Source organism: Pseudomonas sp. GW822-FHT02E03 (assembly GCF_058802325.1).
The window spans coordinates 1-26326 of sequence record NZ_JBXAOA010000057.1; the positions used below are offsets into that span (position 1 = coordinate 1).

Sequence of the window (26326 nt, forward strand, 5' to 3'; positions counted from 1 at the left end):
CCCCCCCCCCCCCCCCCCCCCCCCCCCCCCCCCCCCCCCCCCCCCCCCCCCCCCCCCCCCCCCCGCTCCCACAGTAGCTTGTGGTGGGTTCAGTAAATCCCCGGAATCAATCGCCAGCTACGGGCGCAATAAGCCTCGTATTCACTGCCGAATTGCGTGAGTAACAGCGCTTCTTCAGAGCGAATGCGGGCGATCAGCGGGATCAACGTCAGCGCCACCAGCAGCAACCCGACCCCGGAACGAAAGGCCAGCGCCCAGCCCACGCCATTGATCAACAGCCCCAAATAGCTGGGGTTGCGCAAGGTCCGATAAATCCCGTCGGTGACCAGCCGGTGCCCCGGCTGAATCGCCACCAGACCGCTGAAGCGTTTGCCCAGCACAAACACCGGCCACATCCGCAGCGCGCCGCCGCCGATGAACAACAGCGCGCCCAGCCAGCGCACGCCCTCGCCACCGAAGGTCCAGAAGTCGATCCGGTCGGTATAGGCTGGCAGATACCCACTCAACAACCCGAGCACCCCGAAAACCGGCAGCACCCAGCGATTGGCGCCGTCTTCGCGCTCGCCGGAGCTCAGGTTTCCCTCGCTGAACCAAGACACGATCGCCATCACCAGGGTTGCAAGCGCAATGACCACCAACGGCGCGTGCGAGAAAAAAGCTGCCAACCCGCCCAGCCCGAACACCGCGAGAGCGAGGTAGGCAAGGGTGCTGACGAGGGTGAAAAACGCGAGTTTGGCCGAGATTTTCATGACTGACTTCGCAAAGGACATGTAGGAGCTGCCGCAGGCTGCGATCTTTTGACCTTGACCCTATCAATATCGCTCAAAAATCAAAAGATCGCAGCCTACGGCAGCTCCTACGCGGGGCAGCGCGTTATCGCCACAACGGTAGCCGTGGAGCTGGGTGAACTAAGCTTGGATAAGGATGATTCCATCTATTCACTCCCGGCGCGCTGAACATCTCGCTGGGCCGGGAGCGTCACAAGGAGCACATGATGCTTCACATCAGAACGCCCCTGATTCTGCACCCGGGTCTGTCGACCCCGGCCCGGCGAATCTGGCTCAAGCTGGAAAACCTGCAACCCAGCGGCTCGTTCAAACTGCGCGGCATGGGCCTGCTGTGCAGTCAGGCCGCGGAGCAGGGCAAGCGCAAAGTGGTCTGTCCTTCCGGGGGGAATGCCGGATTGGCCACCGCCGTGGCCGCCGCCAGCCTGGGGCTGAAAGCCTGCATCGTGGTGCCGAACACCACCCCGGAAACCACCCGCGCCAGGATCAGGAAAACCGGTGCCGAGGTGATCGTTCATGGCAAGGTCTGGGACGAAGCCAATCAACGGGCGAAAGAACTCGCAAAGGGCGCGGACACTGAATACGTGCCGGCCTTCGATCATCCGGTGTTGTGGGAAGGGCACAGCACGATGATCGATGAAATTCTCGAGGACTGTCCTCAGGTCGATGTGTTGGTGACGTCGGTGGGCGGCGGAGGTTTGCTGGCGGGCCTGCTCACTGGACTGATCCGTCATCAGCGCATGGATTGTCGAATCGTTGCTTGCGAAACCCGGGGCGCGGCGTCTTTCGCGGCCGCCATCAGTGCCGGCCACCCGGTCAGATTGCCGCGCATCGATACCGTCGCCACCTCACTTGGCGCGGCGCAGGTGGCGGCCTGGCCGGTGCAACACATCCTCGATTTTGCACATGAATGCGTGGTGCTCAGCGATGATGAGGCGATCATGGGCGTGGTTCGTTACGCCAACGACTTGCGTCAGTTGGTCGAGCCGGCGTGCGGCGTCTCATTGGCGGTGGCATACCTCGACCATCCGGCGATCGCCGAGGCCCATGATGTGGTGATTGTGGTGTGCGGCGGCGTCAGCATCAGCGCGCAATTGGTCGCCGGCTGGGCGCGCCTGTCCGCTGGGGCGCAAGCAACCTAGGGCCCGAACACTATCCAGTGTTGCGAGCCCCACGGCTGATTTTTGCAGGTTTCAGCGACCGGGCCTTATTGAGCGAGGATCGCTTTGGCCAAGTCTTCATCGCTGGCCTGGAGGTCGGGGTGATCTTGTCGAATTTGCTTCAACACCGACTCCAGATAAGCGCCGCGAATCGTACCGCCACTTGCCACGAAGCTAGAGGCGTCATCCCGGGCGGGAATCACGATTTTGTCATCCTTGAACGTCGAGTACAGCGATGCGGAGATACCGGCCGAGGTGGCGACATCTTTTGCCTCTACATCGGCCATGGCCGAACCAACGGGCAAACAAAGCACTAGTGAAGATATGAGCAATAGACGGCGCATGACGGCGTCCTCCGAAAGCGTAAAGGAAGTAACACACATAATTTAGGATGCCTGTCGATGCTCAGGAGTTCCCTGCCGATTCGATATAGGCACAGGCGAGCGCTCAGAACCGTACGGTAGCCCCAGTGGTCAGCCACTGATCACGCTCGCCCGTCAGGTCGCGGCCGACCAGCAGATCGACATCGACCCGCTCGCCAATGTGCAAACGCGGCCCGGCCTGCCAGGCCTGTTCGCCCCCTTGCTGGCCATAGCGTTCGGCGACCAGGGTCAAGGACCTGGCGAGGTCATACTCGACGCCGGTGCCCCAGGTCCAGCGATGGTTTTGCTCGCCGTCGTCATAGGCGTGGGCCCAGCCGGCGTTGACGTTCAGGCGTAATGCTTCAATCGGTTGGTAGGTGAATGGCAGGTTCAGGTCGGCGCCATCGAAGGTGTGGTCACGATTGAAGGTAAAATGCGCTGACCCTGCCAGCGCCAATTGAATGCCGAGGTCTTCGCGGGAGAACAGTAGGGTTTTGAACTGCGGGCTCAGTTGAGTTTCCGAATCCCCGTCATCGCGGCTGTGCTGTATGGCCGCGCCAAGTTGCAGGTTGGGCAGTCCCTTGAGCGTGCAGTCCTGGGACAGCACTGCGTTGCTGGATGAGTGATTATGCCGACCGCTCTGGTACCAGGCGTCGATGTTGCATTCGCCCGGCGCATTGATCGCGGCGTCGTCCACCACGTACGCACCGCCGGCCGCGTGGGCCTTAGAGATCACGGTCAGGAGGGTGATCAGGCCCAGGGTGATACTGATGAACAACAGATTGCGCCGCAGCCTACGGCTTTGCGATGGCGGCAAACTGCGCACAAGGGACATGAAGTGACGTGTTGGTTTTTGCATGAGGTTTACCTTGAAGTCTTCGATGGCAGGCAGCGGGTCAGCTCCGATCTCCTACCGATAAAGTTTGCAAACCGGCCGCCCGGGCTTGGGCGAGCAGTTCTTCGGTGTCTTCGCCGCCGGGCAGGGCGATCACTACGTCCGGTCGGCTGTCGAGCAACATGAAGTGGTTGCGCAGGCGTTCGGCCGATTTGCCGTATCGCTGCCAATTGGGCGGGTAGCGCACAATGTCGGCGCCTTGTTCCCGGGCCCACTCTTCTATTTCGCCGCCCAGAAAGCGATTGCCGCCATGAATCAGCACATGCACCGGATGCATGCGCTGGAAGGCGTCGAGTACCCGTCGGCACAGACGTTTATCGGCGTAATGACGCCCGGCACAGATCAGCAGGCGCATGATGGGTTTTCCTTTGCCTGATCGATGCTCTCGATCGAGCGCTCACCGGCGCGTTCGAGCAGCGGATACGCCAGCGCGGCGATGTGGTGATGCACACGCCGGTAATCACGCAGCACCCGCTGGAAAATATCGCCGGATTCCGCCCAGGTACTTTTGTCTTCCTGCAACTGGCGAAAGTGCTCGCGGCTGGCTTCTGCTTCGAGCCTTCTGACGATTTCCTTGCGATGGATCAGTTGGTGCGCGGTGGCGATGTCTTCGCGCAGGAACACGGTGATCGCCAGGCTCAAACTCTCCAGCACGGCATCGTGCAGCGGGGCGATGTTGCCCAGTTCGAAGGCCGAGAACTGTTCACCCCGGCGCAAGCGGCGCATGGCCAGCTGCGCGAGGCTGCTGGAAAGAATGTCCGCGGCATGTTCGAGGTTGATCACGAACGTGAGGATTTCCTGGGAGCGGTCGGCATCGCTGTCACTGATGCCCTCCTTGCCGATGTCGGCCAGATAAGCCCGAATCGCCGCGCTGAGCAGGTCCAGGGATTGATCGATGCGCCGCACTTCATCGGCGCAGCTCGGTAGCGATGTGTGGAACAGCTGAAGCGTCCGGCCGAGCATGGCCGAGAGCATGTCGGCCATGCGCAACGCTTCGCGGGCGGCATTCGACAAACCGATGTTGGCCACTTCCAGACCGGCCTCATCCAGGTAGTGCGGCATGCCAGGGTCGACATCCCGCTCAGGCGCCGGCAACAGTCGGGCGAGGGCATTGGCGAGCACATCGGTCAGGCCGATGAACACCAACCCCAGCAGCAGATTGAAACCGGTGTGCAGGCACACCACCAGTGTCGAGGGCGCGAGCGGCGCCTGAGCGAGCAAGCCGGCAAACGGCAAGACCGCCAGGGCGCCGACCACCCGCACCAGCAAATTGCCCAGCGGTAGGCGTCGGCCAACGCTCGAACCGGCATTGATGACCGAAGGCAGCGCACCGCCGATGTTCACCCCCAGTACCAGCGCGACAATCGTGCTGGCCGAGAGCATGCCGGTGGCGGCCAACGAGACGATCAGCAGCACCACGGCCACGCTGGAGTGACAGAGCCAGGTGAGGATCAGCGCCACCAGCAGGGCAATCAGCAGGTCGCCATCAAGGCTTTGCATGATGAGCTGGAAGATCGGCGTGCCTTCGACTTCCGCCAGAGTCGAACCGAGCATGTGCAGGGCCAGCAGCATCAGCCCCAAGCCGATCAACGCACAACCGACGCTTTCGTAGCGCGAGTCATCACGCAGCCGAAAGACGATCAGGCCCGACAGCAAAACCATGGGGGTGAGCATCGACACATCGGCGCTGAGCAGTTGCACCACCAGGGTCGAACCGATGTTGGCGCCGAGCATCACTGCCAGTGCCGGCGCCAATCCCAGTGTCCCGGCAGCAGTGAATGAAGTCGCCATCAGGCTGACGGCGGTGCTGCTTTGCAGGACGCCGGTGATGCCGATGCCGGACAGCAAAGCCATCCAGCGGTTGTTCAGGTTGTGGCCCAGCCACTGACGCAGTGGCGTGCCGAAGCCGCGCAACAGCGCCGAAGAAATCATATGGGTGCCCCACAGCAACAGGGCGATGGAGCCTGCAAGGTTGATCAGTAGAGTAGTTCCCGACATGAGGACTCTCCCTTTTTGCGTACTGCATTTATTGACGACCCGTGGGCCGGAGGGATGGTGCGGTAAACACGAAACCTGTGGGAGCGGGCTTGCTCGCGAAGAGGGAGCATCAGTCAACATTCATGTCGCCTGGCACACCGCCTTCGCGAGCAAGCCCGCTCCCACAGGGATTGCGGTGTTCAAGTCATTTGGGTTTGCCCCCTCGCTTCGGGGGCTTACACCATCAGAACCATTGCTTGAAGCGCCGGATGTAGAGGGTTTTCATGACCTGCGCGAACACGCAGTAGCTGAGCAAGGTGCCCACCAGCCATGGGAAGTACGCCCACGGCAGCGGTTGCAGACCGACCAGCGTGCCCAGTGGCGAGAACGGAATGTAGATGCCCAGCACCATCACCAGCCCGGTCATCAGGATCACCGGCAAGGCGGCGGTGCTCTGGAAGAACGGGATTTTCTGGGTGCGCAGCATGTGCACCACCAGGGTCTGGGACAGCAACCCTTCAATGAACCAGCCGGACTGGAACAGGCCCTGCATTTCCACGCTGTTGGCGGCGAACACGTACCACATCACCGCGAAGGTGGTGATGTCGAAGACCGATGAGGTCGGCCCGATCCACAGCATGAAACGGCCGATGTTCTTCGCATCCCACTTGCGCGGCTTGCGCAGGAATTCCTTGTCCATCTTGTCCCACGGCAGCGCCAGCTGAGAGAGGTCGTACATGAGGTTTTGCAGCAGCAAGTGGATCGACAGCATCGGCAGGAACGGAATGAACGCACTGGCCACCAGTACCGAGAACACGTTGCCGAAGTTGGAGCTGGCGGTCATGTTCAGGTACTTCATGATATTGCCGAAGGTTTCGCGGCCCTTGAGCACGCCTTCTTCGAGCACCATCAGGCTCTTTTCCAGGAGGATGATGTCAGCCGATTCCTTGGCGATGTCGGTGCCGCTGTCCACCGAAATGCCGACGTCGGCATCGCGCAGGGCAGGGGCGTCGTTGATGCCGTCACCGAGGAAGCCCACGGTGTGACCGTTGGCCTGCAACGCCTTGAGCACCCGGGATTTCTGCAGCGGGGTGAGCTTGGCGAACACCGTGCGTTCCTCGACCCGCGCCTGGAGGGTGGCGTCGTCCATCTTCTCGATGTCTTGGCCGAGCAGCGGTGTGCCGGGCTCCAGGCCGACTTCGCGGCAGATCTTGCAGGTCACCACGGCGTTGTCGCCGGTCAGCACTTTGACAGTCACGCCCATATCACGCAGCGCGGCGATTGCCGGGCCGGCGGTTTCCTTCGGTGGATCGAGGAAGGTCAGGAAGCCGCGAATCACCAGTTCGCGTTCGTCAGTGGTTGCGTACTGGTTTTTCGCCTGTGCCTTCGGGATCTCACGGGTGGCGACCAACAGCACCCGGAAGCCGTCCTGGTTGTACTCGTTGGCCAGGGCCAGCAGCGCCTGGCGACGTTGATCATCCAACGCCACGACCGTGCCGTTTTCATTGACGTGGCTGGCGATGGCCAGCATTTCCTCGACCGCCCCTTTGCACACCATCAGGTGATCGTCGCGGCTGTCCTTGACGATGATCGACAGGCGCCGACGCACGAAGTCGAACGGCAATTCATCGACCTTGCTGTAGGCGAACGGCACGCGGAATGTCGCATTGCGGTTGGCGAACTGCACCACCGCCTGATCCATCAGGTTTTTCAGGCCGCTCTGGTGATGGCTGTTGAGCCAGGCCAGTTCCAGCAGCGAATCGTCGCGCTGGCCATTGATGTCGACATGGTGCTCAAGAATGATCTTGTCCTGGGTCAGAGTGCCGGTCTTGTCGGTGCACAGCACGTCCATCGAACCGAAGTTCTGGATCGCATTAAGGCGCTTGACCACCACTTTGCGCTTGGCCATGGCCATGGCGCCTTTGGCCAGGTTGGCGCTGACAATCATCGGCAGCATTTCCGGGGTCAGGCCGACCGCCACTGCCAGTGCAAACAGGAATGCATCGCTCCAGTCACCTTTGGAGAAACCGTTGAGCAGGAACACGATCGGCACCATGACCAGCATGAAACGGATCAACAACCAGCTGACACTGTTCACCCCACGGTCGAACGCGGTTTGCACCCGTGAGCCGACAATGGCTTTGGCCAGCGAGCCGAAGTAGGTGCGCGAACCGGTAGCGACCACCACCGCTTTGGCGGTGCCGCTGACCACGTTGGTGCCCATGAAGCAGATGTTCGACAGGTCGAGCAGGTTGGACTGATCGGTCGCGCTGCCGGTCGCTGACTTCTGCGCCACGTCCCCCAGTGTGTCGTACTTCTCGACCGGCAAGGCTTCGCCAGTCAGCACGGCCTGGCTGATGAACAGGTCGCGGGATTCGATCAGACGGATGTCCGCCGGGATCATGTCGCCAGCGCTGAGTTGCACGATGTCGCCGGCCACCAGTTCGCGCATCGGTACTTCGCGCAGCACCGGCGGGCGGCCCTGTTGCGGGCGACGCAGGACGGTGGCAGTGGTGCGCACCATGGCCTTGAGGGTTTCGGCAGACTTGGCCGAACGGTATTCCTGCCAGAACCGCAGCAGGCTGCTCAGGCTGACCATGGTCATGATGATAATGACCTTGGTCAGGTCGGCGTCGTCGCCTTCACCCTGGCTGATCGGCAGCCAGTAGTCGGTGAAGAAGCTGATACCGGCCAAGGTCAGCAGCACGTAGATGAAGGGATTGTTCAGGGCTTTGAGCAGTTGGATGATGGCGTGAGGCGGCTTGTCGTGGGCGACTTCGTTGTGGCCCCCGCGAGCCAGACGGCCTTCGGCTTCGAGTTCGGTCAAACCGTCAGCGGTGGCGTTGAGGTTGGTGAGGGTGACGGCCAGGCCGTTTTGCGCTTCCCGGGCGGCACGCATCGACAGCTTGGCGTTGTCGCTGGAGGCGCCGCGGGTGGTTTTCTTTGCGGTGTTTACTAGGGTCATTGCTGTGCTCCTGCCGCAGTCTTGCGGCACGACACACAGGTACTCAGCTAATCAAAGACGAGCGCACGTATGTCGAGCCGCAAATATGCGATCGAGTCGGATGATTGTGTTTTGATGTTTTAACGTTCGCTGTCCATCAACTAAGACGTGACAGGCAGCGAACCGACTACTGGCTTCGTCCATAACTAATTCCAATAAATTTTGTTTTTAACAGGCAATAAGAAGTTCTCGGATTTCGTTTTAAGAAAACCGTTCAGGAAGGACTTTGGAAGCTCCTTAAAATCAAAAGCTCCTTAAAATAAAAAGTGCCTTCAAATCAATTGAAAGTGCGTACCCCAACGCACAGGCCGAGCATCAGGCTCGCCTGCTGGAAAAGGCGCGCGATGCGCCGACTCGGTGGGTCCTGGCTTTCGTCGAAGCTCCAGCGTTGCTGAAGCCGGCCCGTTGTCGGGCAGACGCGCCAGTTGGCACGAGGTTGTGCCTTGGTGTGGGCAGGAGGGGTGGAAAACGGGGCGCTGGGCCGGGCCGTCAACAGACGCTCACGGCAAAGCTTGACCCGCATGGTCGATGCAAAGGCGCGTACGCCTGGCATTACAGTGGTTTTGAAGTTCATAACATGCCTCTGGGCCGGACTGATTCCGGTGAGGCAAGTTACGGTGGAGCCTCAGGCTCTAGCGCAGCTCACCCGACCGAAAAGTCGAGTCCCGTCATTGTCTGGGTTATGTGCCAGATCCTGCATATCTGCAGTCATCCGACAGCGACTAGATACTGTGTCCATTGGATTCTTTTGTGAGTTGATAAAAGGCCGGTGTTATCGGCCCGGGCAATTTACTGAGCGAGGCGGGTGAAGTCAATCGTAAAAGTGCACTTGATTGCCGGTTAAACGGGATTCGGTTATTGAAGTGTGTAGCGGTTCAGCTAATTGACAGTTAATTGCCGTTTTGATGGCTGTTGGATGGAACGCAGGAGCTGCCGAAGGCTGCGATCTTTTGATCTTCGGCGGCCGCTGAAATACCAAAGATCAAAAGATCGCAGCCTTCGGCAGCTCCTACGCAGACCGTATGCAATCGTCATGGCTGGTGATTTTCTTCAGCCTGATCGATTATCGGGAGCGAGGGCTGGCTGGAATGGGTGGAGGGCAGGTGAGCGTCGATATCGAATGCGTGGTGGTCGGGGCCGGTGTGGTCGGGCTGGCGGTGGCCAGGGCTTTGGCGCGGATCGGGCGAGAAGTGATTCTGGTCGAGGCGGGCGAGGGGATTGGCGTGGGCATCAGTTCGCGCAATTCGGAAGTGATCCACGCTGGCATCTATTACCCGAGCGGCAGTCTCAAGGCGCAATTGTGCGTGGAGGGCAGGCAACGTCTGTACGCCTTCTGCGATGAGCGCGGCGTCGATTACCGGCGTATCGGCAAGCTGATCGTGGCCACCGATGACCGTCAGCGCCATGCCTTGCAGGCGTTGCTGGAGCAGGGCCGGCGCAACGGTGTCGATGACCTGCAATGGCTGGATGCCGGGCAGGCGCAGGCGCTTGAACCGGCGTTGTCCTGCGTTGCCGCGCTCTGGTCGCCATCCACCGGCATCGTCGATTCCCATGCCCTGATGCTGGCGCTTCAGGCAGATGCTGAAGCGTGCGGTACTTCGATAGCCTTTCACACGCCATTGGAATCGGCCCGTTGCACCGAGCACGGTTTCGAGCTGCACCTGGGTGGGGCTCAGCCGATGCCGTTGAGCTGTCGTCAGTTGATCAATTGCGCGGGATTGTCCGCGCCTGACGTGGCGAGCCGGATCGAAGGCTTGCCCGCGCAGCACGTTCCCAAGGCCTGGCTGTGCAAGGGCAGTTATTTCAGTTTCAGCGGCCGGGCGCCGTTCCGGCATCTGGTTTACCCGGCACCGGAAAGCGCCGGGCTGGGCGTGCACATGACCCTGGACCTGGGCGGTCAGGCGCGTTTCGGGCCGGATGTCGAATGGGTCGAGCAAGTCGATTACCGCGTTGATCCCCGCCGTAGCGTAAGTTTCTATCAGGCAATCCGGCGCTACTGGCCGGCGTTGCCCGATAACAGCCTGCAACCGGCCTACAGCGGCATTCGCCCGAAAATCAGCGGGCCGACCGGGCCGGCCGCCGACTTCGTCATCAGCGCCCCGGATGTGCATGGCGTGCCGGGGTTGGTCAACCTGTTCGGCATCGAATCTCCGGGGCTGACCAGTTGCCTGGCGCTGGCTGACCGGGTGGTAAAAATACTAGCCGCTCCACATTCCTCGTAGCAGCTGGCGCAGCCTGCGTTCGGCTGCGCAGCAGTCGTAAAACCTGCCCATGCGGTTTACCTGATAGACCGCAGTGCCTGAATTCACGACTGCTGCGAAGCCGAACGCAGGCTTCGCCAGCTGCTACACAGGTCGTCGTGAAGGTGCCGGTTATCAGTGTCTGCGATGCCATTCACCGCGAGGGCTATTCTTGGCAATGCGCCCATCCTCATGGGAGACCTCTGATGATCAACGTACGCACTGCCCGCATGCTCGCCGATTACAGGCACTGGGCCGATCAGCGACTCTTTGACAGCCTCATGGCGCTGCCACCGGAAGAGCTCAACCGCAAACGGGTGTCGGTGTTCAACAACATCATCGGCACCTTGAACCATATCTACGTGGTGGACTGCATCTGGCAAGCCCACCTGGAGGGCAGAGGGCACGACTTCAAAACCTCACATGACCTGCTCCATACCGAACTCCCCGAGCTGCGAATGGCGCAACAGGAGATCGATCAATGGTTCTGTGGATGGAGTGCGGCCCAGACCGACGATTCGCTGGATCAACCCATCGAATTCACCTCCGTCGCGGGGGAAAGCGGGGTCATGAGCGCCGGCGCGATGCTGTTGCATGTGGTCAACCACGCCAGTTATCACCGAGGCTGGGTGGTCCAGATGTACGTCGAGATTCCGGCCCTGCCGCCGATCACTGATCTGCCGGTGTTTCTGCGCGAGGTTCCGGGGTATTGAGTCGAATTCCACCAATTCCCGGCCCAAACAAATCCCCTGTGGGAGCGGGCTTGCCCGCGATAGCGGAGTGTCAGGCGACATAATTTGCTCTGTCTGGCCGCCATCGCGGGCAAGCCCGCTCCCACAGGTTATGTGTCAGTTCAGGAGATTTGGGTCATGCCTGAGGAATCAAACTCTGTCGGCAATCAAGTACCAACAGCGCTCCACCCAGTTCGCTGCTGCCGACTTCCAGCGTAAAACCGTGCAGGCTGACAATCGCCGCGACGATCGACAGACCCAGCCCGAATCCGCTTTGTGGGTGACCGCCCTCGGCGCGATAGAAGCGCTGAAACACCGCCTCACGTTCGGCCAGCGCAATGCCGGGGCCGGAGTCGAGTACTTCGATTCGTGTATGCCCGGCGTCATTCACCCCACGCAAAATCACCTTGCCACCCGGAGGCGTGAACTTGATCGAGTTGCTCAGCAAATTCGCCACGGCTTCGAACAGCAGCGCCCGGTCGCCATTGAGTCGGGGCAGGGATTCGGGCAGTTGCAGTTCAAAGGTCAGTTCGCCTTCTTCCGCCAGCGGCAGATAAAAGTCATGCAGCTCTTGCAGCAACGGCACCGGGTCCAGTTGCACAAAACCCGAACGGCGCTGGCGATCCTCCAGCTCGGAAATTCGCAGCAAGCCACGAAAACGCGCCATCAAGGTATCGGCCTCGCCGAGCACGGAATCCAGTTGCACGGCCAGCGTCGAGCCGTCATCGGCCTGTTGCTGAATCCGGTACAGCTGCGCCCGCAGGCGCGTCAGCGGTGTGCGCAGGTCATGGGCGATGTTGTCGCACACGCCCTTGACCTCGTTCATCAAGCGTTCGATGCGTTCAAGCATGGCGTTGACGATGGCGGCGAGCATGTCCAGCTCGTCACGGCGGCTGGACAGCGGCAGGCGTCGGGTCAAGTCGCCGGCGACGATGGCTTCGGCGCTGGCCTGGATCGCCCGGATCCGCCGCAGCGGGCGTCGTCGCAATAAGTGCCAGCCGGCGATGCCGGGCAGAATGGTCAGCGATACGCCCCACAGCAGCGCGTGGAGGATGATCCGGGTCACGGCAAACAACGAACCGTTGTCCCGCACCAATACCAGCCAGCGCCCGTCGAGGGTCCGGGTTGCCGTGGCATCGCAACTGTCGGCGGGCAGGGTCGGGGCGTCGGCGTCGACGCAGTCGCCCAGGATGTGAATCTTGCCGTCCAGCGGCAGGCCTTGGGGGATCTGGCGCAAGGGCCCGCTGAGGTGACGCCGCTGGTCATCGAACAGGCCATAGGCATCGATGCCGCGAATGTCGAAGGTCACACTGGCGGCGAGGGCGTCCTCCAGTTGCGCGCCCTGGAATCGGGAAAACAGATGCTGACGTTGCATCAGCGAATGTTTGGCCAGGGTGTCCAGGTAACTGGACACCTCGTAGTACATGACCCCCATGAGAATCCCGCTCCAGGCCACGAACAGCGAACTGTAGAGCGCCAGCAAGCGGCTGCTGGAGGAGCGCCAGCCTTTAGAGGGGTTCAGCAATGACATAACCCGAGCCTCGCACCGTCCGAATCAGTGGGACTTTGCCTGGCGGGTCGATCTTTTTGCGCAGACGGCCGATGTGCACGTCGATCAGGTTGGTGCCGGGGTCGAAGTGATAACCCCAGACCTCTTCGAAAATCATCATCCGCGACAGAATCTGCCCGGTGTTGCGCATCAGAAATTCGAGCAATTTGTATTCGGTGGGCAACAGCGTCAGCAACTGGCTGTCGCGGCTGGCCTCGTGGCTGATCAGGTTCAGCTCCAGATCGGCCACGCGCAATGTGGTGGCCTGGGCGGTCACGGTGTTCTGCCGGCGCAGCAAGACTTCGACCCGGGCGGCCATTTCATCGGTGGCGAACGGTTTGGTCAGGTAATCATCGCCCCCGGCGCGCAGGCCGCGAACCCGTTCATCGACATCGGAGAGGGCGCTGATCATCAGGATCGGCGTGGCCACGCCCAGGGTGCGCAGGGTGGTGACAATCGCCAGGCCATCGAGCTCCGGCAGCATGCGATCGAGGGTGATCAGGTCGTAGTCGCCGCTGACCGCGCGCGCAAGACCCTCGCGGCCATTGTCGACCCAATCCACGTCGAGGCCGTGGCTACTCAGTTCGGCGACGATTTCCCGGGCGGTCACAGCGTCGTCTTCGATGGTCAAGATGCGGGTCATAGGGCTTGCCTGATTAGGTGTTCAAGACGTTCGCGGCATTTTGCCAAGAAATGATCGATGGTTTTCTAAATAAAATTTCATGCAGGCACCGATTTGATCAATGCATAAAACCCGCCGATATGGCCGGCTCCTTGCAAACTGCATGACCCTGAGAAGTTCATTGTTTTCAACTATTTGAAATAGAAAGATTTATTTAAATAGTGCGTCTGGCACGTTGACTGCAATTGCTCGTTTGACGAGTTGTAATACCTGCCTGGAGCACTACAACAATGAACAGATCCTCTGATGGTTTTTATCCTGTCGCAGATGAGTTCAGCACGCTCTCGGGCGTGTCCTGGGCCGCTATCTTCGCCGGGGCCGCGGCGGCTGCGGCGTTGTCGCTGATTCTCGTACTGCTTGGTTTTGGCCTGGGTTTTTCGGCGGTTTCGCCGTGGGCCCATGAAGGCGTCAGCGCCAAAAGCCTGGGTATCTCGACGATTGTCTGGCTGGCCTTTACCCAGATCGTGGCATCCGGACTCGGCGGCTACATCGCCGGTCGCCTGCGGGTGAGGTGGGCCTACCTGCACGGCGATGAGGTCTACTTCCGTGACACGGCCCATGGCTTCCTGGCCTGGTGTATCGCGACGCTGGTGACCGCGACCCTGGTGGTCGGCTCGGTCAGCAACATCGTCAGCGGCGGCGTGCAGGCCGGGGCAACGGTCGCCGGCGGTGCCGCCAGCGCGATGACCCAGGCTGCCGGTAGCGCGGTCGGTAATACCGACGGTGACCCTTACGGTTACTTCGTCGACAGCCTGTTTCGCGATGATAGGCCAGTCGCTGTCAGCGAGGACGCCGTCAATGGCACCGTCACCCGGATCTTCGCGCGCAGCCTGCGTAACGACGGTCAATTGGCACCCGAGGATCGGACCTACCTGGCACAACTGGTCGCCCAGCGGACCAACCTCACTCAAGCGGACGCCGAACGTCGTGTCGATGAAGTCTATGCCCGCACCCAAAAAGCCGTCGCCGACGCCAAACTGGCGGCGCAACAAGCGGCTGACACCGCGGCCAAAGCCGCAGCGTTGACGGCGTTGTGGATGTTCGTCGCGCTACTGGCCGGTGCATTTTTTGCCAGCCTCGCCGCGATCTTCGGCGGTCGTCGTCGGGATGCCGTGGAGTATCTGGAAACCGATGCCTACGTGACCACCACCACAACCACGACGCTGCCACCTGTTCGCTAACCCAGGAGAACCCTCATGCGCTCTATATTGCTGTTCTTTCTCGGCGTACCGATCCCGATCATCATTCTGATTGCCTTGCTCACGTGACCCCTTTGAGGCACTTGCCAGCGCCGCTTCTACTTCAGGTAGAAGCGGCGTTTTGCTTTTGGGCTCCGGTACATCGCGAAAGCGGTCTGCCAGTCACTCAGGGTGAAAGGACACGCTTTCACTGGCCTGGATCAATATTTCCTTCGGCGATATTCCCTAACATAAAAAATCCAGACCCTCCTGCGGCATTGGCTACAGTACTTCAGCGCGCAACGATTGCGCTGTCCGGTTGGCCGGCAGGGTGTAAGTGCAGCATGGAGCTGAACAACCCTTACCTGAACTTTTCAAGGATGAACTTCGCGATGCAACGCCAAGACAGAACCTTCGATATCCAGCCGCTGATGCAGGCGGACATGACCGTGCGCATCAATGGCCAAACCGTCAACGCCGCCATCGGCGAAACCGTCCTGACGGTCATTCAATCACTGGGCATACGCCAAGTGGCCCGCAACGATCACGATCAAGTCAGCGGTGCCTATTGCGGCATGGGCGTATGCCAATGCTGCCTGGTGAGAATCAATGGCCGACACAAACGTCGCGCCTGCCAGACGATCGTGCGTGAGGGCATGGACGTCGAAACCCGGGTCAACCGCATCACCGGGCAGGAGGTGCTATGAGCCTGCATCCGGTAATCGTCGGCGGCGGGCCGGCGGGCATGGCGGCGGCCATTGAACTGGCCCGGCATGGGGTGCGGTGTACTTTGCTGGAAGAAGCCTCGCGGCTCGGCGGTGTGGTTTATCGCGGACCGTTGCGTGATGGCGTCCAGCTGGATTATCTGGGGCCGCGCTATTCAGAAGCGCTGGCCAAGCTGCATGGAGATTTCCGGGAGCAGTCTGGCCTGATCGACGTGCGCCTGAACCATCGCGTGGTGGGTGCTGAAGGCACTCGCGCACTGGTGCTGCTGGACGCTGACGAGCGCTTGCAGGAGATCGAGTATTCGCAGTTGCTGTTGGCTGCCGGTTGCCATGAGCGCAGCGTGCCATTTCCCGGCTGGACCTTGCCCGGCGTGATTCTATTGGGTGGTCTGCAACTGCAAATCAAGAGCGGCGTGGTTAAACCGCAAGGACCGGTGGTGATCGCGGGCACCGGTCCGTTGTTGCCGTTGGTGGCCTGCCAGCTGCACACGTCCGGGGTGAGCGTCGCCGGGGTTTACGAGGCGTGCGCGTTCGGCAAGATCGCTCGGGAAAGCCTCGCGCTGTTGAACAAGCCGCAGCTGTTTCTCGATGGTTTGAGCATGCTCGCGTACCTGAAACTGCATGGCATCCCCATGCACTATGGTTGGGGCGTGGTCGAGACACAGGGCGAGGGCGAGTTGAATGCGGTGACCGTCGCGCCGTACTCCAGCACTTGGGTTCCAGACCTGAGTCGCGCCGAGCAGGTTGTCGCGCAGACCCTGGCGGTCGGTTACGGCTTCATTCCACGCACCCAACTCAGCCAGCAAATGGGCCTGAATCACGGTTTCAGCGAAGACGGCTATCTGCGGGCCAACGCCAATGTCTGGCAGCAAAGCAGCGAGCCCCACGTGCACCTGGCCGGTGACATGGGCGGGATTCGCGGTGGCGAGGCGGCCATGCTCGCGGGACGGATCGCGGCCGTATCGATCCTGCTGCAACGCAATGTGCTGGACCTGGAACTGGCGCTTGTCCGGCGCGACCGTTGCCTGTCGAAACTCAAGTCCATCGTGCGCTTTCGCGCTGCCGTCGACCGCTACACCGAACGCGGCGCCGGGCAGACCGCACTGCCGGCCGCCGACACGGTGATCTGCCGCTGTGAACACGCAACCCGCGCCGACATCGATCGGGCGCTGGAGCAGGGCGTGCAAGACCTGGCCAGCCTGAAAATGCGCACCCGTGTGAGCATGGGCGATTGTCAGGGGCGCATGTGTGTGGGGTATTGCACCGACCGGTTGCGCGAAGCCACCGGCCGGCAAGACGTGGGCTGGTTGCGACCGCGTTTCCCCGTCGACCCGATTCCTTTTTCAGCGTTCCAGTCTGTCGGCACGGAGGCCGCAAGCCATGAGTAAGTTCTACGACGTGGTCATCGCCGGCGGCGGAGTAATCGGGGCGTCCTGCGCCTATCAATTGTCCAAGCGCAAACACCTGAAAGTCGCGCTGATCGACGCCAAGCGTCCGGGCAACGCGACCCGCGCTTCGGCCGGCGGCCTGTGGGCGATCGGCGAGTCGGTAGGCCTGGGGTGCGGGGTGATCTTCTTTCGCATGATGTCGGCCAATCGCAAGCGCGAAGCCCAGGGTGCCGCCGTGGCGGTGGACTCCAGCACGCCGCACATCCTGCCGCAGGCGTTCTTCGATTTCGCCTTGCAGTCCAACGCGATGTACCCGGACTTGCATCGGGAGTTGCAGGAGAATCACGGGATGGATTTCAAGTTCGAAAAGACCGGATTGAAGTTCGTGATCTACGACGATGAAGACCGGCTCTACGCCGAGCACATCGTCGCTTGCATTCCGCACCTGGCGGATCAGGTGCGCTGGCTCGATCAAGCAGCATTGCGCGAAGCCGAACCGAGCGTCAGCCATGAGGCGAGGGGGGCGCTGGAGTTTCTCTGCGACCATCAGGTCAGCCCGTTCCGCCTGGCCGATGCCTACACCGAAGGCGCGCGGCAAAATGGTGTGGATCTGTATTTCAACACCAACGTCACCGGCGTGTTGCACCACGGCTCGCGGGTCAGCGGCGTGCAGACCGCCGAGGCCGGAGTGTTCCATTGCGACACGCTGATCAACGCCGCCGGTGCCTGGGCCGCCGATCTCAGCGAGCAGGCCACCGGCATTCGCATTCCGGTGAACCCGGTGAAGGGCCAGATCCTGCTGACCGAGCGCATGCCGAAGATCCTGCACGGTTGTTTGACCACCAGCGACTGTTACGTGGCGCAGAAAGACAACGGCGAAATCCTGATCGGCAGTACCACCGAAGACAAGGGTTTCGACGTGACCACCACCTACCCGGAAATCAGCGGCCTGGTGCAAGGGGCGCTGCGTTGTATTCCAGCGCTGGCCGACATCAGCCTGAAACGCTGCTGGGCCGGGTTGCGTCCAGGCTCGCCGGACGAACTGCCGATTCTCGGACCGATGAAAGGGGTGGAGGGTTACCTGAATGCCTGCGGACATTTCCGCACCGGCATCCTGACGTCGGCGATCACTGGGGTGTTGCTGGACAAACTGGTGAACAACGAGCCGTTGCCGCTGGACATCACACCGTTTCTGGCGGATAGGTTTGCAGGGGGGCCGGAGGTTGAATCGAAGGGAATGGAAATGACTTGAGGACGCCTTCGCGGGCAAGCCTCGCTCCTACAGATCATGCGCCGTTTATGTGGGCGCTGATGATCGTTCCCACGCTCCGCGTGGGAATGCCGCCCCGGACGCTCCGCGTCCGATATGACGCAGAGCGTCATTGGATGCATTCCCACGCAGAGCATGGGAACGAGCGTTGTGGCTCAGTTAATCGGCGTACCGACAAACACCTCAAGCCCCTCGGCATACGCCGTGAACGCGCTGATCCGCGCAAACCGCGCGGCTTCCACCTGATCCGGCACCATCAGGTTGGTAAAACTCCAGGCCACCGCCAGGGTAATTCCGTCCTGCGCAATCGAACCGTCGGTCTTCAGTGGCTGTTTTTCCAACTCCCGCTCCAGCGCCGAATATGCCGCGGCCAATTGCCCTTCGACCCGTTCCACCCAGGGCGCGTACTGAGTTTCCGCTGGCCGCAGGTTACGTTCGTAATAAAGCTGCACCGATTTCTCACATGCCGCCAACGCCAGGCCGATCAGCCGTAGCGAGCGCAAGCGTTGCTCCAGATCGTTGGGTATCAGGCTTTTACCCGGCGCGGCCAGAGCCTCCAGGTAGTCGATGATCAGCGTCGAATCCATCAACACCTCACCGTCATCCAGCACCAGGGTCGGCGCCTTCACCACCGGGTTGATCTGCTGGAACTGCTCGAAGTTTCTGAACACCGAAACCGACTCGTGCTCCAGCGGTATGCCCAGGCATTTGGCGGAAATGGCGACGCGTCGCACATAGGGCGAATCCAGCATGCCGATCAGTTTCATTGAGCCTCTCCTCGACGGTCCTTGGGGGATGGACAACCTTAGCTGAGGTTCAGCGACCTGCAAACGGCCTCGCGCTAATCCTCAAACCCCACCTGCTCATGAATCTCATCGACCTTCAATTCCAGCCTATAAGCCACGGCGATAAACAGCGCCTGGCACAGGCACAAGGTCGCGCTCAACGAACGGAAGGCAAACGAACTGCCTTCGTTGACCAGCAGCACCGTGTTGGCGCGCTTGGCCAACGGTGAAAGGTTGCTGTCGGTGATGATCAGGGTTTTCGCCTGATGGTGCTGGGCAATACGCAGGCAGTGCTGGGTTTCCTTGCCGTAGGGCGTGAAGCTGATGGCGATCACCAGATCATTGGCGCGCACGCTGCGCATCTGCTCGCGGTAACTGCCGCCCAGACCCGACACCAGGTGGATGCGCTTGTTGGTGTGTTGCAGGTTGTAGACCAGGTAATCGGCCACCGCGAACGAGCGGCGCACCCCGACCACGTAGATGTTGTCGGCATTCACCACCAGGTCCACGGCCTTGTCGAAGGCCTGGTCATCGAGTTCCAGCCCCAGCCGCTCGATGCCTGACAGGGTGGCGTTGATGCACTCGCGCGCCAGATCGCCGCCACTGGCCTTCTGCGACTTGTTGGCGATCATGCTGCGGATGCGTTGCTGGTAGTTCTGCACCGGCGTGGTCTTGTGGGTGTAGGCCTCGCGAAACAGTGCCTGCATTTCGCTGAAACCGCTGAACCCGAAACGCTGGGAAAACCGCACGATGGCCGACGGGTGTACTTCGCATTCGCGGGCGATGTCGCTGATGCGGTCGACCATGATCCGGTCGCTCTGCTGGCTCATGTAACTGGCGATGCGTTTGAGCTGGCGCGGCAGGCTTTCGTATTCATCGGTGATCAGCTGCAACAAACGCTCGGCATTGATCGGAGGGCTGGCGAGATCGCTGTCGGGCGTGCTCTCGGTCGTAGCCGGCTGATCGGTGCGGGACATAAGGAATCCTTCTGGCTTGTGCTTATAGAGATGACGGGGCGCGTCATCCCCTGACAATAGGTTGGCTGTGCGCAGTCTACAGGGTAGGCCGGAATAAAATCTTGAGCTTGCGCCCGCCTTGGGGTCTGCTGAAACGATGCACTGTGTCTGGAACGCTTGTGTAAAAGTTTATTGGAAAAAATATTCCACGTAAAAAATATTTAGAATAATTATTGATTGTTCGGTCCCGGTCGTTTTAGTCTGCATCCACCAAGAGTGTTCGGCGCCTTCATCGCCCCGAACGCAGGCTGATAAAAATAACAGGAGCCAGCATGGGCCAGACTCGTTTTGCCAGTGGGCGTCAATTGGATCTGATTTGCCTGGGGCGCCTAGGCGTCGACCTCTATGCGCAGCAAGTCGGAGCGCGGCTGGAGGATGTGAGCAGCTTCGCCAAATACCTCGGCGGTTCGTCCGCCAACATCGCCTTCGGCACCGCTCGGCTGGGCCTGAAATCGGCGATGCTGAGCCGGGTAGGGGACGACCACATGGGTCGCTTCCTCGTTGAATCGCTGACCCGCGAAGGCTGCGACGTCAGCGGCATCAAGGTCGATCCGGAACGCCTGACCGCCATGGTCCTGCTGGGCCTCAAGGACCGCGAAACCTTTCCCCTGGTGTTCTACCGCGAAAACTGCGCCGACATGGCGTTGCGCGCCGAAGACATCAACGAAGCCTTCATTGCTTCCAGCAAAGCCCTGCTGATCACCGGCACCCATTTCTCCACCGACGGCGTCTACAAGGCGAGCATCCAGGCCCTGGACTATGCCGAGAAGCACAACGTCAAACGGGTGCTGGACATCGACTATCGCCCGGTGCTCTGGGGCCTGGCCGGCAAGGCGGACGGCGAAACCCGGTTCGTCGCCGACCAGAATGTCAGCCAGCACGTGCAGAAAATCCTCCCGCGCTTCGACCTGATCGTCGGTACTGAAGAAGAATTCCTGATTGCCGGGGGCTCCGAGGATTTGCTCACTGCATTGCAAAACGTCAGGCGCCTGAGCGCGGCGACGTTGGTGGTCAAGCTCGGCCCGCAAGGCTGCACGGTGATTCACGGAGCGATTCCGGCGCGTCTGGAAGACGGCGCAATCTATCCCGGCGTGCGCGTCGAAGTGCTGAATGTGCTGGGGGCCGGCGATGCCTTCATGTCGGGTTTCCTCAGCGGTTGGCTGGAGGACGCCAGCGACGAGCGCTGCTGCCAGTTGGCCAATGCCTGCGGCGCTCTGGTGGTGTCGCGCCACGCCTGCGCCCCGGCGATGCCGACCCGCGCCGAACTCGACTATCTATTCAACAGCCCGGTGCCCATCACCCGACCGGATCAGGACGCCGTGTTGCAGCGCCTGCATCAGGTCAGCGTGCCGCGCAAACAGTGGAAGCAGCTGTTCATCTTCGCTTTCGATCATCGCGGGCAACTGGTGGAACTGGCCCACAAGGGCGGGCGCGACCTGAGCAGCATTGGCGAACTCAAACAACTCTTTATCAAAGCCGTGGAGCGGGTCGAAGCGGATTTGCGTGAGCAGGGCGTCGACGCCGACGTCGGCTTGCTGGCCGATCAACGTTTCGGTCAGGACTCGCTGAACGCTGCCACCGGTCGCGGCTGGTGGGTGGCACGGCCGGTGGAGGTGCAGGGCTCGCGGCCATTGGCCTTCGAACACGGGCGCTCGATCGGCAGCAACCTGATCGCCTGGCCGCAAGAGCAGATCATCAAATGCCTGGTGCAATTCCACCCCGACGACGAGCCACTGCTGCGTCTGGAGCAGGAAGCGCAGATCAAGGGTTTGTATCAGGCGTCGCAAGTCAGCGGTCATGAACTGCTGCTGGAGATTATTCCGCCCAAGGATCACCCATCACAGCATCCGGACGTGCTGTATCGCGCGCTGAAACGCCTCTACAGCCTGGGCATCTACCCGGCGTGGTGGAAGATCGAAGCGCAAAGCGCCGAGGAATGGAAACAACTCGACGAGCTGATTCAGGAACGCGATCCGTATTGCCGTGGCGTGGTGCTGCTGGGCTTGAATGCACCGGCGGCGGCGTTGGCCGAAGGGTTTCAGCAGGCCAGCCAGAGCCAGACCTGCCGAGGTTTCGCCGTAGGCCGGACGATTTTCCAGGAGCCGAGCCGCGCGTGGATGGCTGGTGAAATCGACGACGAAACGCTGATCCGCCAGGTGCAGGGCACGTTCGTCGAATTGATCGATGCCTGGTGCACGGCCCGGGCCTGACGTAACACCGCAATACCTGTGGGAGCGGCGGTTCGACGTTTCGACTTGCCCGCGATGACGGCGGCACATTCAACATAAATGTGACAGCTAGATCGCTATCGCGGGCAAGCCCGCTCCCACAGGGTTTTGTGTCGTTCTTACTGATTTGTGTAAAACAATAAAAGGTGCAGCCATGCCCGCTATCCGAATTGGCATCAACCCGATCTCCTGGAGCAACGACGACTTGCCGTCCCTCGGTGGCGAGACGCCGTTGAGCACCGCCCTCAGCGAAGGCAAGGACATCGGCTACGAAGGCTTCGAACTCAACGGCAAATTCCCCAAGGACGCCAAAGGCGTCGGCGACGTGCTGCGGCCCTACGATCTGGCGCTGGTGTCCGGTTGGTATTCCAGCCGTCTGGCCCGCCGTTCCGTGGCCGAGGAAATCGACGCCATCGCCAGCCATGTCGAGCTACTGGCGAAGAACGGCGCCAAGGTGCTGGTCTATGGCGAAGTCGCCGACTCGATTCAAGGTCAGCGCATTCCATTGGTCGAGCGCCCGCGTTTTCACACCGAGCAGGCCTGGCAGGAATACGCCGACAAACTCACCGAACTGGCACGCTTCACCCTGTCCCAGGGCGTGCGTCTGGCGTATCACCATCACATGGGCGCCTACGTCGAATCCCCGGCCGACATCGACAAACTGATGGCATTGACCGGCAGCGAAGTCGGCCTGCTGTTCGATTCGGGCCACTGCTACATGGGCGGCGGTGAACCCTTGCAGGTGCTGCGCAAACACATCGAACGCATCTGCCACGTGCATTTCAAGGACGTGCGCAAACCGGTGGTGCAACTGGCGCGCAACAACCTGTGGAGCTTCCCGGACTGCATCATCAATGGCACGTTCACCGTGCCCGGCGATGGCGATATCGATTTTGGCGCCTTGCTCGACGTCCTGCTGGGCGCCGATTACCACGGCTGGCTGGTGGTCGAGGCCGAGCAGGATCCAGCGGTGGCGCCGAGTTACGTCTACGCCAAAAAAGGCTACGACACGCTGCGTGCGCTGCTCGAAGAGAGGATTGCTCTATGAGCCTGTTGGTCAAAAGCAATGCTCGCGGGCGGACCATGGTCGAGTTGGGGCAGGGAGCGCTGGAATACGTTGGCTTCGCCGCGTACCGCCTGAGCCTCGGCGAAACCCTGCCGGTCAGCGCCGGTGACAAGGAACTGTGTCTGGTGCTGCTCAGCGGTCGGGTCAGCATCAAGGGCGAAGCACCGGGGCAGGGCGCGTTCGACTGGGACAACATCGGCGATCGCCAGTCGGTGTTCGAAGACAAATCACCGTTCGCCGCGTACTTGCCACCGGGCAGTCAGGCGCAAGTGGTTGCGCTCAGCGACGTGCAGATCGCCGTCTGCGCCGCGCCCGGTTCGACCGCCGAAAATCACAGCCCACGGCTGATCAAACCCGACAGCATGAAACGCAGCGTGCGCGGCAAGGGCGCCAACACCCGCTATGTCTGCGACATCCTGCCAGACACCGAGCCAGCCCACTCGCTGCTGGTGGTGGAAGTGCGCACGCCGTCCGGGCACTCGTCGAGCTACCCGCCGCACAAGCACGACACCGACGATCTGCCGCACCAGAGCTTTCTTGAAGAAACCTATTACCACCAGATCAACCCGCCCCAAGGCTTCGTGTTCCAGCGGGTCTACACCGACGACCGCAGCATCGACCAGGCCATGGCCGTGGAAAACGGCGACCTGGTGGTCGTGCCCAAGGGCTATCACCCGGTCAGCGTGCCCTACGGCTACGAGTCGTATTACCTGAACGTGATGGCCGGGCCGAAACGCGTCTGGCAGTTCCATAACGATCCGCAGCACAGTTGGCTGCTTGAGCTCTGAACTAAAAAGCCTGAATTTCAACATTCAAAGGGAGAACAAGAACAATGAGCGACGCCCAGGTAATCGGCCATTACATCGACGGTCAGGTACAGGACTGTGGTAGCGAGCGGTTCAGCAATGTCTTCAATCCGGCCACCGGCAGCATTCAGGCGCGGGTCGGGCTGGCCAGCCAGAAGACCGTGGATGATGCCGTCGCCTCAGCCCTGAAGGCGTTCCCGGCATGGTCCGAGCAATCGTCCCTGCGCCGTTCGCGGGTGATGTTCAAGTTCAAGGAACTGCTCGACCGCCATCACAACGAACTGGCGGAAATCATCAGCCGCGAACACGGCAAGGTGTTCTCCGACGCCAAGGGCGAAGTGACGCGCGGCATCGAAATCGTCGAGTACGCCTGCGGTGCGCCGAACCTGCTGAAAACCGATTTCAGCGACAACATCGGCGGCGGCATCGACAACTGGAACCTGCGCCAGCCGTTGGGTGTGTGTGCCGGCGTCACGCCGTTCAACTTCCCGGTGATGGTGCCGCTGTGGATGATTCCGCTGGCGCTGGTCACCGGTAACTGCTTCATCCTCAAACCGTCTGAACGCGACCCGTCGGCCAGTTTGCTGATGGCGAAATTATTGACCGAAGCCGGATTGCCGGACGGTGTGTTCAACGTAGTTCAGGGCGACAAGGCCGCGGTCGACGCCTTGCTGCAACACCCGGACATCGAGGCGATTTCCTTTGTCGGCTCGACACCGATTGCCGAGTACATCCACCAGCAAGCGACCTCGCGCGGCAAACGCGTACAGGCGCTGGGCGGGGCGAAGAATCATATGATCGTCATGCCCGATGCCGATCTGGACCAAGCGGCAGATGCATTGATCGGCGCCGCTTACGGCTCGGCCGGTGAGCGCTGCATGGCGATTTCGATTGCCGTGACGGTCGGCGATGTCGGCGACCAACTGATTGCCAAACTGCTGCCGCGCATCGATCAACTGAAGGTCGGCAATGGCATGCAGGGCGACAGCGACATGGGGCCGCTGGTGACTGCCGAGCACAAGGCCAAGGTCGAGGGCTTTATCGGCGAAGGGGTGGCCCAGGGCGCACAACTGATCGTCGATGGGCGCAACTTCAAGGTGCCGGGGGCCGAGAATGGTTTCTTCGTCGGCGCGACGCTGTTCGACAACGTCACGACCGAGATGAGCATCTATCAGCAAGAGATCTTCGGCCCGGTGCTGGGCATCGTGCGCGTACCGGATTTCGCCAGCGCCGTGGCGCTGATCAATGCCCATGAATTCGGCAACGGCGTGTCGTGTTTTACCAGCGATGGCGGCATCGCCCGCTCGTTTGCCCGCAACATCAAGGTCGGCATGGTCGGCATCAACGTACCGATTCCGGTACCCATGGCCTGGCACTCGTTTGGCGGCTGGAAGCGCTCGCTGTTCGGTGATCACCACGCCTATGGCGAAGAAGGCATTCGCTTCTACAGCCGCTACAAAAGCGTGATGCAGCGCTGGCCCGACAGCATTGCCAAGGGCCCTGAATTCAGCATGCCGACAGCCAAATAATTCACTTGTGCGGAGAACAACAAAAAATGAGCAAACCTCTGCGTTTCGCCCTGAACCGTATGGTCGCCCCACGTTTGTCCCTGCCCGCGTTCATCGAGTTGGCGGTGACCCTCAAGGCCGACGCCATCGAGATCCGCAATGACCTCAAGGGCGTCGAGATCGAAGATGGCACCGCCCCCGAAACCGTCCGCGAGTTGTGCGCGGCCAAAGGCATCAAGGTGCTGTCGATCAACGCGCTGTATCCGTTCGATGTGTGGAATGACGAGCGCCGTGCACACGCTCTGAAGCTCGCCGCTTATGCCCGTGATTGTGGCGCGCAGGGTTTGGTGATGTGCCCATTGAACGACCGTGCCGATCCACGAACCGAGGCGCAGCGTGCTTCCGGGCTACGCACGGCGTTGAGTGAACTGGCGCCGATCCTGCGTGATCACGGCATCCTCGGTTTCATCGAGCCGCTGGGTTTCGAAGAATGCTCACTGCGGCGCAAACGCACGGCGGTCGACGCGATCAAGGCCATCGGTGGGCTGGATGTGTTCCGTCTGGTGCATGACACCTTTCACCATCACTTGGCCTGCGAACATGAGTTCTTCCCCGAGCTGACCGGGCTGGTGCACATCTCCGGCGTCGAAGATGCCGAGGCGCCGCTGGCGACCATCCGCGACGGCCACCGGGTGCTGGTGGGCGAGGGCGACATCCTCGGCAACGCGGCGCAGATCGAGACCTTGCTCGCGACCGGCTACAGCGGCTACCTGTCGTTCGAACCGTTCGCCGACAGCGTCCATGGCCTGGCGGATATCCAGACGGCGATTGGCGCGAGCATGGATCACCTGCAGAAATCCCTGAGCTGACTCTGTTTTTGAACTGATGGAGATCAACTGTGGGAGCGGGGGGGGGGGGGGGGGGGGGGGGGGGGGGGGGGGGGGGGGGGGGGGGGGGGGGGGGGGGGGGGG

The 26326-nt window shown here is 61.1% G+C and carries 23 protein-coding genes; 12 read left to right on the forward strand and 11 right to left on the reverse strand.

What is annotated here, in order from left to right; genetic code table 11:
- Positions 1-89: 89 nt before the first annotated feature.
- Complete coding sequence (locus tag AC1RQB_RS25835; RefSeq protein WP_063343944.1) at positions 90-749, reverse strand: methyltransferase family protein; 660 nt, start codon at positions 747-749, stop codon at positions 90-92.
- Positions 750-994: 245 nt separating this feature from the next.
- Here AC1RQB_RS25835 and AC1RQB_RS25840 point away from each other — a divergent pair, with 245 nt between their 5' ends.
- Positions 995-1927: a pyridoxal-phosphate dependent enzyme gene (locus tag AC1RQB_RS25840; RefSeq protein WP_063343258.1), complete on the forward strand. Its 933-nt coding sequence runs from the start codon at positions 995-997 to the stop codon at positions 1925-1927.
- 65 nt (positions 1928-1992) lie between these two features.
- Here the strand turns inward: AC1RQB_RS25840 and AC1RQB_RS25845 are convergent, their stop codons facing one another.
- The 6 genes from AC1RQB_RS25845 to AC1RQB_RS25870 all read right to left on the reverse strand — a co-directional run bounded on the left by AC1RQB_RS25845 (position 1993) and on the right by AC1RQB_RS25870 (position 8757).
- On the reverse strand, positions 1993-2289 hold the full coding sequence (locus AC1RQB_RS25845; RefSeq protein WP_007907925.1) for a DUF2388 domain-containing protein: 297 nt from the start codon (positions 2287-2289) through the stop codon (positions 1993-1995).
- A 103-nt stretch (positions 2290-2392) separates the two neighbouring features.
- Entirely contained in the window at positions 2393-3166 is a 774-nt protein-coding gene (locus tag AC1RQB_RS25850) for a PA4824 family protein (protein WP_063343259.1), read from the reverse strand.
- Positions 3167-3203: 37 nt separating this feature from the next.
- Positions 3204-3557, reverse strand: coding sequence for a DUF2493 domain-containing protein (locus AC1RQB_RS25855; protein ID WP_063343260.1), 354 nt, complete (start codon positions 3555-3557; stop codon positions 3204-3206).
- The gene (locus AC1RQB_RS25860; RefSeq protein WP_063343261.1) at positions 3545-5200 is read right to left on the reverse strand and encodes a Na/Pi cotransporter family protein; all 1656 of its coding nucleotides are present in this window, start codon (positions 5198-5200) and stop codon (positions 3545-3547) included. The genes AC1RQB_RS25855 and AC1RQB_RS25860 overlap by 13 nt, the downstream gene beginning before the upstream one ends.
- A gap of 223 nt (positions 5201-5423) precedes the next feature.
- On the reverse strand, positions 5424-8144 hold the full coding sequence (gene mgtA / locus AC1RQB_RS25865; RefSeq protein ID WP_063343262.1) for a magnesium-translocating P-type ATPase: 2721 nt from the start codon (positions 8142-8144) through the stop codon (positions 5424-5426).
- Positions 8145-8460: 316 nt separating this feature from the next.
- Complete coding sequence (locus AC1RQB_RS25870; protein ID WP_063343263.1) at positions 8461-8757, reverse strand: hypothetical protein; 297 nt, start codon at positions 8755-8757, stop codon at positions 8461-8463.
- 529 nt (positions 8758-9286) lie between these two features.
- Between AC1RQB_RS25870 and AC1RQB_RS25875 the strand changes: the two genes are divergently transcribed.
- The gene (locus tag AC1RQB_RS25875; RefSeq protein WP_063343945.1) at positions 9287-10405 is read left to right on the forward strand and encodes an NAD(P)/FAD-dependent oxidoreductase; all 1119 of its coding nucleotides are present in this window, start codon (positions 9287-9289) and stop codon (positions 10403-10405) included.
- Positions 10406-10629: 224 nt separating this feature from the next.
- The gene (locus tag AC1RQB_RS25880; protein ID WP_008070680.1) at positions 10630-11136 is read left to right on the forward strand and encodes a DinB family protein; all 507 of its coding nucleotides are present in this window, start codon (positions 10630-10632) and stop codon (positions 11134-11136) included.
- A 154-nt stretch (positions 11137-11290) separates the two neighbouring features.
- Here the strand turns inward: AC1RQB_RS25880 and AC1RQB_RS25885 are convergent, their stop codons facing one another.
- Positions 11291-12685, reverse strand: a complete 1395-nt coding sequence (locus AC1RQB_RS25885) for a sensor histidine kinase (RefSeq protein WP_063343264.1) — start codon at positions 12683-12685, stop codon at positions 11291-11293.
- Complete coding sequence (locus AC1RQB_RS25890) at positions 12663-13346, reverse strand: response regulator transcription factor (RefSeq protein WP_007907911.1); 684 nt, start codon at positions 13344-13346, stop codon at positions 12663-12665. The genes AC1RQB_RS25885 and AC1RQB_RS25890 overlap by 23 nt, the downstream gene beginning before the upstream one ends.
- A 269-nt stretch (positions 13347-13615) precedes the next feature.
- On the opposite strand from AC1RQB_RS25890, the gene AC1RQB_RS25895 reads away from it, so the two are divergent.
- The 4 genes from AC1RQB_RS25895 to hcnC all read left to right on the forward strand — a co-directional run bounded on the left by AC1RQB_RS25895 (position 13616) and on the right by hcnC (position 17928).
- Entirely contained in the window at positions 13616-14566 is a 951-nt protein-coding gene (locus AC1RQB_RS25895; protein WP_008070677.1) for a hypothetical protein, read from the forward strand.
- Positions 14567-14955: 389 nt separating this feature from the next.
- On the forward strand, positions 14956-15270 hold the full coding sequence (locus AC1RQB_RS25900; RefSeq protein WP_008070675.1) for a (2Fe-2S)-binding protein: 315 nt from the start codon (positions 14956-14958) through the stop codon (positions 15268-15270).
- Positions 15267-16676 carry a cyanide-forming glycine dehydrogenase subunit HcnB gene (gene hcnB, locus AC1RQB_RS25905; RefSeq protein WP_063343265.1) on the forward strand — a complete coding sequence of 470 codons (1410 nt, stop codon included), beginning with the start codon at positions 15267-15269 and terminating at the stop codon, positions 16674-16676. Before AC1RQB_RS25900 ends, hcnB begins: the two co-directional genes overlap by 4 nt.
- A complete protein-coding gene (hcnC, locus tag AC1RQB_RS25910; RefSeq protein WP_063343266.1) occupies positions 16669-17928 on the forward strand; it encodes a cyanide-forming glycine dehydrogenase subunit HcnC in 1260 nt (419 codons plus the stop codon). Before hcnB ends, hcnC begins: the two co-directional genes overlap by 8 nt.
- 173 nt (positions 17929-18101) lie before the next feature.
- Here hcnC and AC1RQB_RS25915 read toward each other — a convergent pair whose 3' ends face one another.
- Both AC1RQB_RS25915 and AC1RQB_RS25920 read right to left on the reverse strand, forming a co-directional pair.
- A complete protein-coding gene (locus tag AC1RQB_RS25915; RefSeq protein WP_063343267.1) occupies positions 18102-18713 on the reverse strand; it encodes a glutathione S-transferase in 612 nt (203 codons plus the stop codon).
- A 74-nt stretch (positions 18714-18787) separates the two neighbouring features.
- Complete coding sequence (locus AC1RQB_RS25920) at positions 18788-19708, reverse strand: MurR/RpiR family transcriptional regulator (protein ID WP_007907898.1); 921 nt, start codon at positions 19706-19708, stop codon at positions 18788-18790.
- 311 nt (positions 19709-20019) lie between these two features.
- Between AC1RQB_RS25920 and AC1RQB_RS25925 the strand changes: the two genes are divergently transcribed.
- The 5 genes from AC1RQB_RS25925 to AC1RQB_RS25945 all read left to right on the forward strand — a co-directional run bounded on the left by AC1RQB_RS25925 (position 20020) and on the right by AC1RQB_RS25945 (position 26224).
- Entirely contained in the window at positions 20020-21957 is a 1938-nt protein-coding gene (locus AC1RQB_RS25925) for a bifunctional 5-dehydro-2-deoxygluconokinase/5-dehydro-2-deoxyphosphogluconate aldolase (RefSeq protein WP_063343268.1), read from the forward strand.
- A gap of 172 nt (positions 21958-22129) precedes the next feature.
- Positions 22130-23023 carry a myo-inosose-2 dehydratase gene (gene iolE / locus AC1RQB_RS25930; protein ID WP_063343269.1) on the forward strand — a complete coding sequence of 298 codons (894 nt, stop codon included), beginning with the start codon at positions 22130-22132 and terminating at the stop codon, positions 23021-23023.
- Positions 23020-23829 carry a 5-deoxy-glucuronate isomerase gene (gene iolB / locus AC1RQB_RS25935; protein ID WP_063343270.1) on the forward strand — a complete coding sequence of 270 codons (810 nt, stop codon included), beginning with the start codon at positions 23020-23022 and terminating at the stop codon, positions 23827-23829. Before iolE ends, iolB begins: the two co-directional genes overlap by 4 nt.
- A gap of 44 nt (positions 23830-23873) precedes the next feature.
- Positions 23874-25376, forward strand: coding sequence for a CoA-acylating methylmalonate-semialdehyde dehydrogenase (locus tag AC1RQB_RS25940; RefSeq protein WP_063343271.1), 1503 nt, complete (start codon positions 23874-23876; stop codon positions 25374-25376).
- A 26-nt stretch (positions 25377-25402) separates the two neighbouring features.
- A complete protein-coding gene (locus AC1RQB_RS25945) occupies positions 25403-26224 on the forward strand; it encodes a TIM barrel protein (RefSeq protein WP_063343272.1) in 822 nt (273 codons plus the stop codon).
- Positions 26225-26326 lie beyond the last annotated feature (102 nt).

Excerpts from the sequence above, each read along its gene's own strand:
- iolE (WP_063343269.1), top strand. The coding sequence starts at position 22,130 with ATGCCCGCTATCCGAATTGGCATCAACCCGATCTCCTGGAGCAACGAC.
- AC1RQB_RS25890 (WP_007907911.1), bottom strand. The coding sequence starts at position 13,346 with ATGACCCGCATCTTGACCATCGAAGACGACGCTGTGACCGCCCGGGAA.
- hcnC (WP_063343266.1), top strand. The coding sequence starts at position 16,669 with ATGAGTAAGTTCTACGACGTGGTCATCGCCGGCGGCGGAGTAATCGGG.
- AC1RQB_RS25920 (WP_007907898.1), bottom strand. The coding sequence starts at position 19,708 with ATGTCCCGCACCGATCAGCCGGCTACGACCGAGAGCACGCCCGACAGC.
- AC1RQB_RS25940 (WP_063343271.1), top strand. The coding sequence starts at position 23,874 with ATGAGCGACGCCCAGGTAATCGGCCATTACATCGACGGTCAGGTACAG.
- AC1RQB_RS25895 (WP_008070677.1), top strand. The coding sequence starts at position 13,616 with ATGAACAGATCCTCTGATGGTTTTTATCCTGTCGCAGATGAGTTCAGC.
- AC1RQB_RS25835 (WP_063343944.1), bottom strand. The coding sequence starts at position 749 with ATGAAAATCTCGGCCAAACTCGCGTTTTTCACCCTCGTCAGCACCCTT.
- AC1RQB_RS25845 (WP_007907925.1), bottom strand. The coding sequence starts at position 2,289 with ATGCGCCGTCTATTGCTCATATCTTCACTAGTGCTTTGTTTGCCCGTT.
- AC1RQB_RS25860 (WP_063343261.1), bottom strand. The coding sequence starts at position 5,200 with ATGTCGGGAACTACTCTACTGATCAACCTTGCAGGCTCCATCGCCCTG.
- AC1RQB_RS25925 (WP_063343268.1), top strand. The coding sequence starts at position 20,020 with ATGGGCCAGACTCGTTTTGCCAGTGGGCGTCAATTGGATCTGATTTGC.
- AC1RQB_RS25945 (WP_063343272.1), top strand. The coding sequence starts at position 25,403 with ATGAGCAAACCTCTGCGTTTCGCCCTGAACCGTATGGTCGCCCCACGT.
- AC1RQB_RS25850 (WP_063343259.1), bottom strand. The coding sequence starts at position 3,166 with ATGCAAAAACCAACACGTCACTTCATGTCCCTTGTGCGCAGTTTGCCG.
- AC1RQB_RS25900 (WP_008070675.1), top strand. The coding sequence starts at position 14,956 with ATGCAACGCCAAGACAGAACCTTCGATATCCAGCCGCTGATGCAGGCG.
- AC1RQB_RS25915 (WP_063343267.1), bottom strand. The coding sequence starts at position 18,713 with ATGAAACTGATCGGCATGCTGGATTCGCCCTATGTGCGACGCGTCGCC.
- AC1RQB_RS25840 (WP_063343258.1), top strand. The coding sequence starts at position 995 with ATGCTTCACATCAGAACGCCCCTGATTCTGCACCCGGGTCTGTCGACC.
- AC1RQB_RS25855 (WP_063343260.1), bottom strand. The coding sequence starts at position 3,557 with ATGCGCCTGCTGATCTGTGCCGGGCGTCATTACGCCGATAAACGTCTG.
- mgtA (WP_063343262.1), bottom strand. The coding sequence starts at position 8,144 with ATGACCCTAGTAAACACCGCAAAGAAAACCACCCGCGGCGCCTCCAGC.
- AC1RQB_RS25880 (WP_008070680.1), top strand. The coding sequence starts at position 10,630 with ATGATCAACGTACGCACTGCCCGCATGCTCGCCGATTACAGGCACTGG.
- AC1RQB_RS25870 (WP_063343263.1), bottom strand. The coding sequence starts at position 8,757 with ATGAACTTCAAAACCACTGTAATGCCAGGCGTACGCGCCTTTGCATCG.
- AC1RQB_RS25885 (WP_063343264.1), bottom strand. The coding sequence starts at position 12,685 with ATGTCATTGCTGAACCCCTCTAAAGGCTGGCGCTCCTCCAGCAGCCGC.
- hcnB (WP_063343265.1), top strand. The coding sequence starts at position 15,267 with ATGAGCCTGCATCCGGTAATCGTCGGCGGCGGGCCGGCGGGCATGGCG.
- iolB (WP_063343270.1), top strand. The coding sequence starts at position 23,020 with ATGAGCCTGTTGGTCAAAAGCAATGCTCGCGGGCGGACCATGGTCGAG.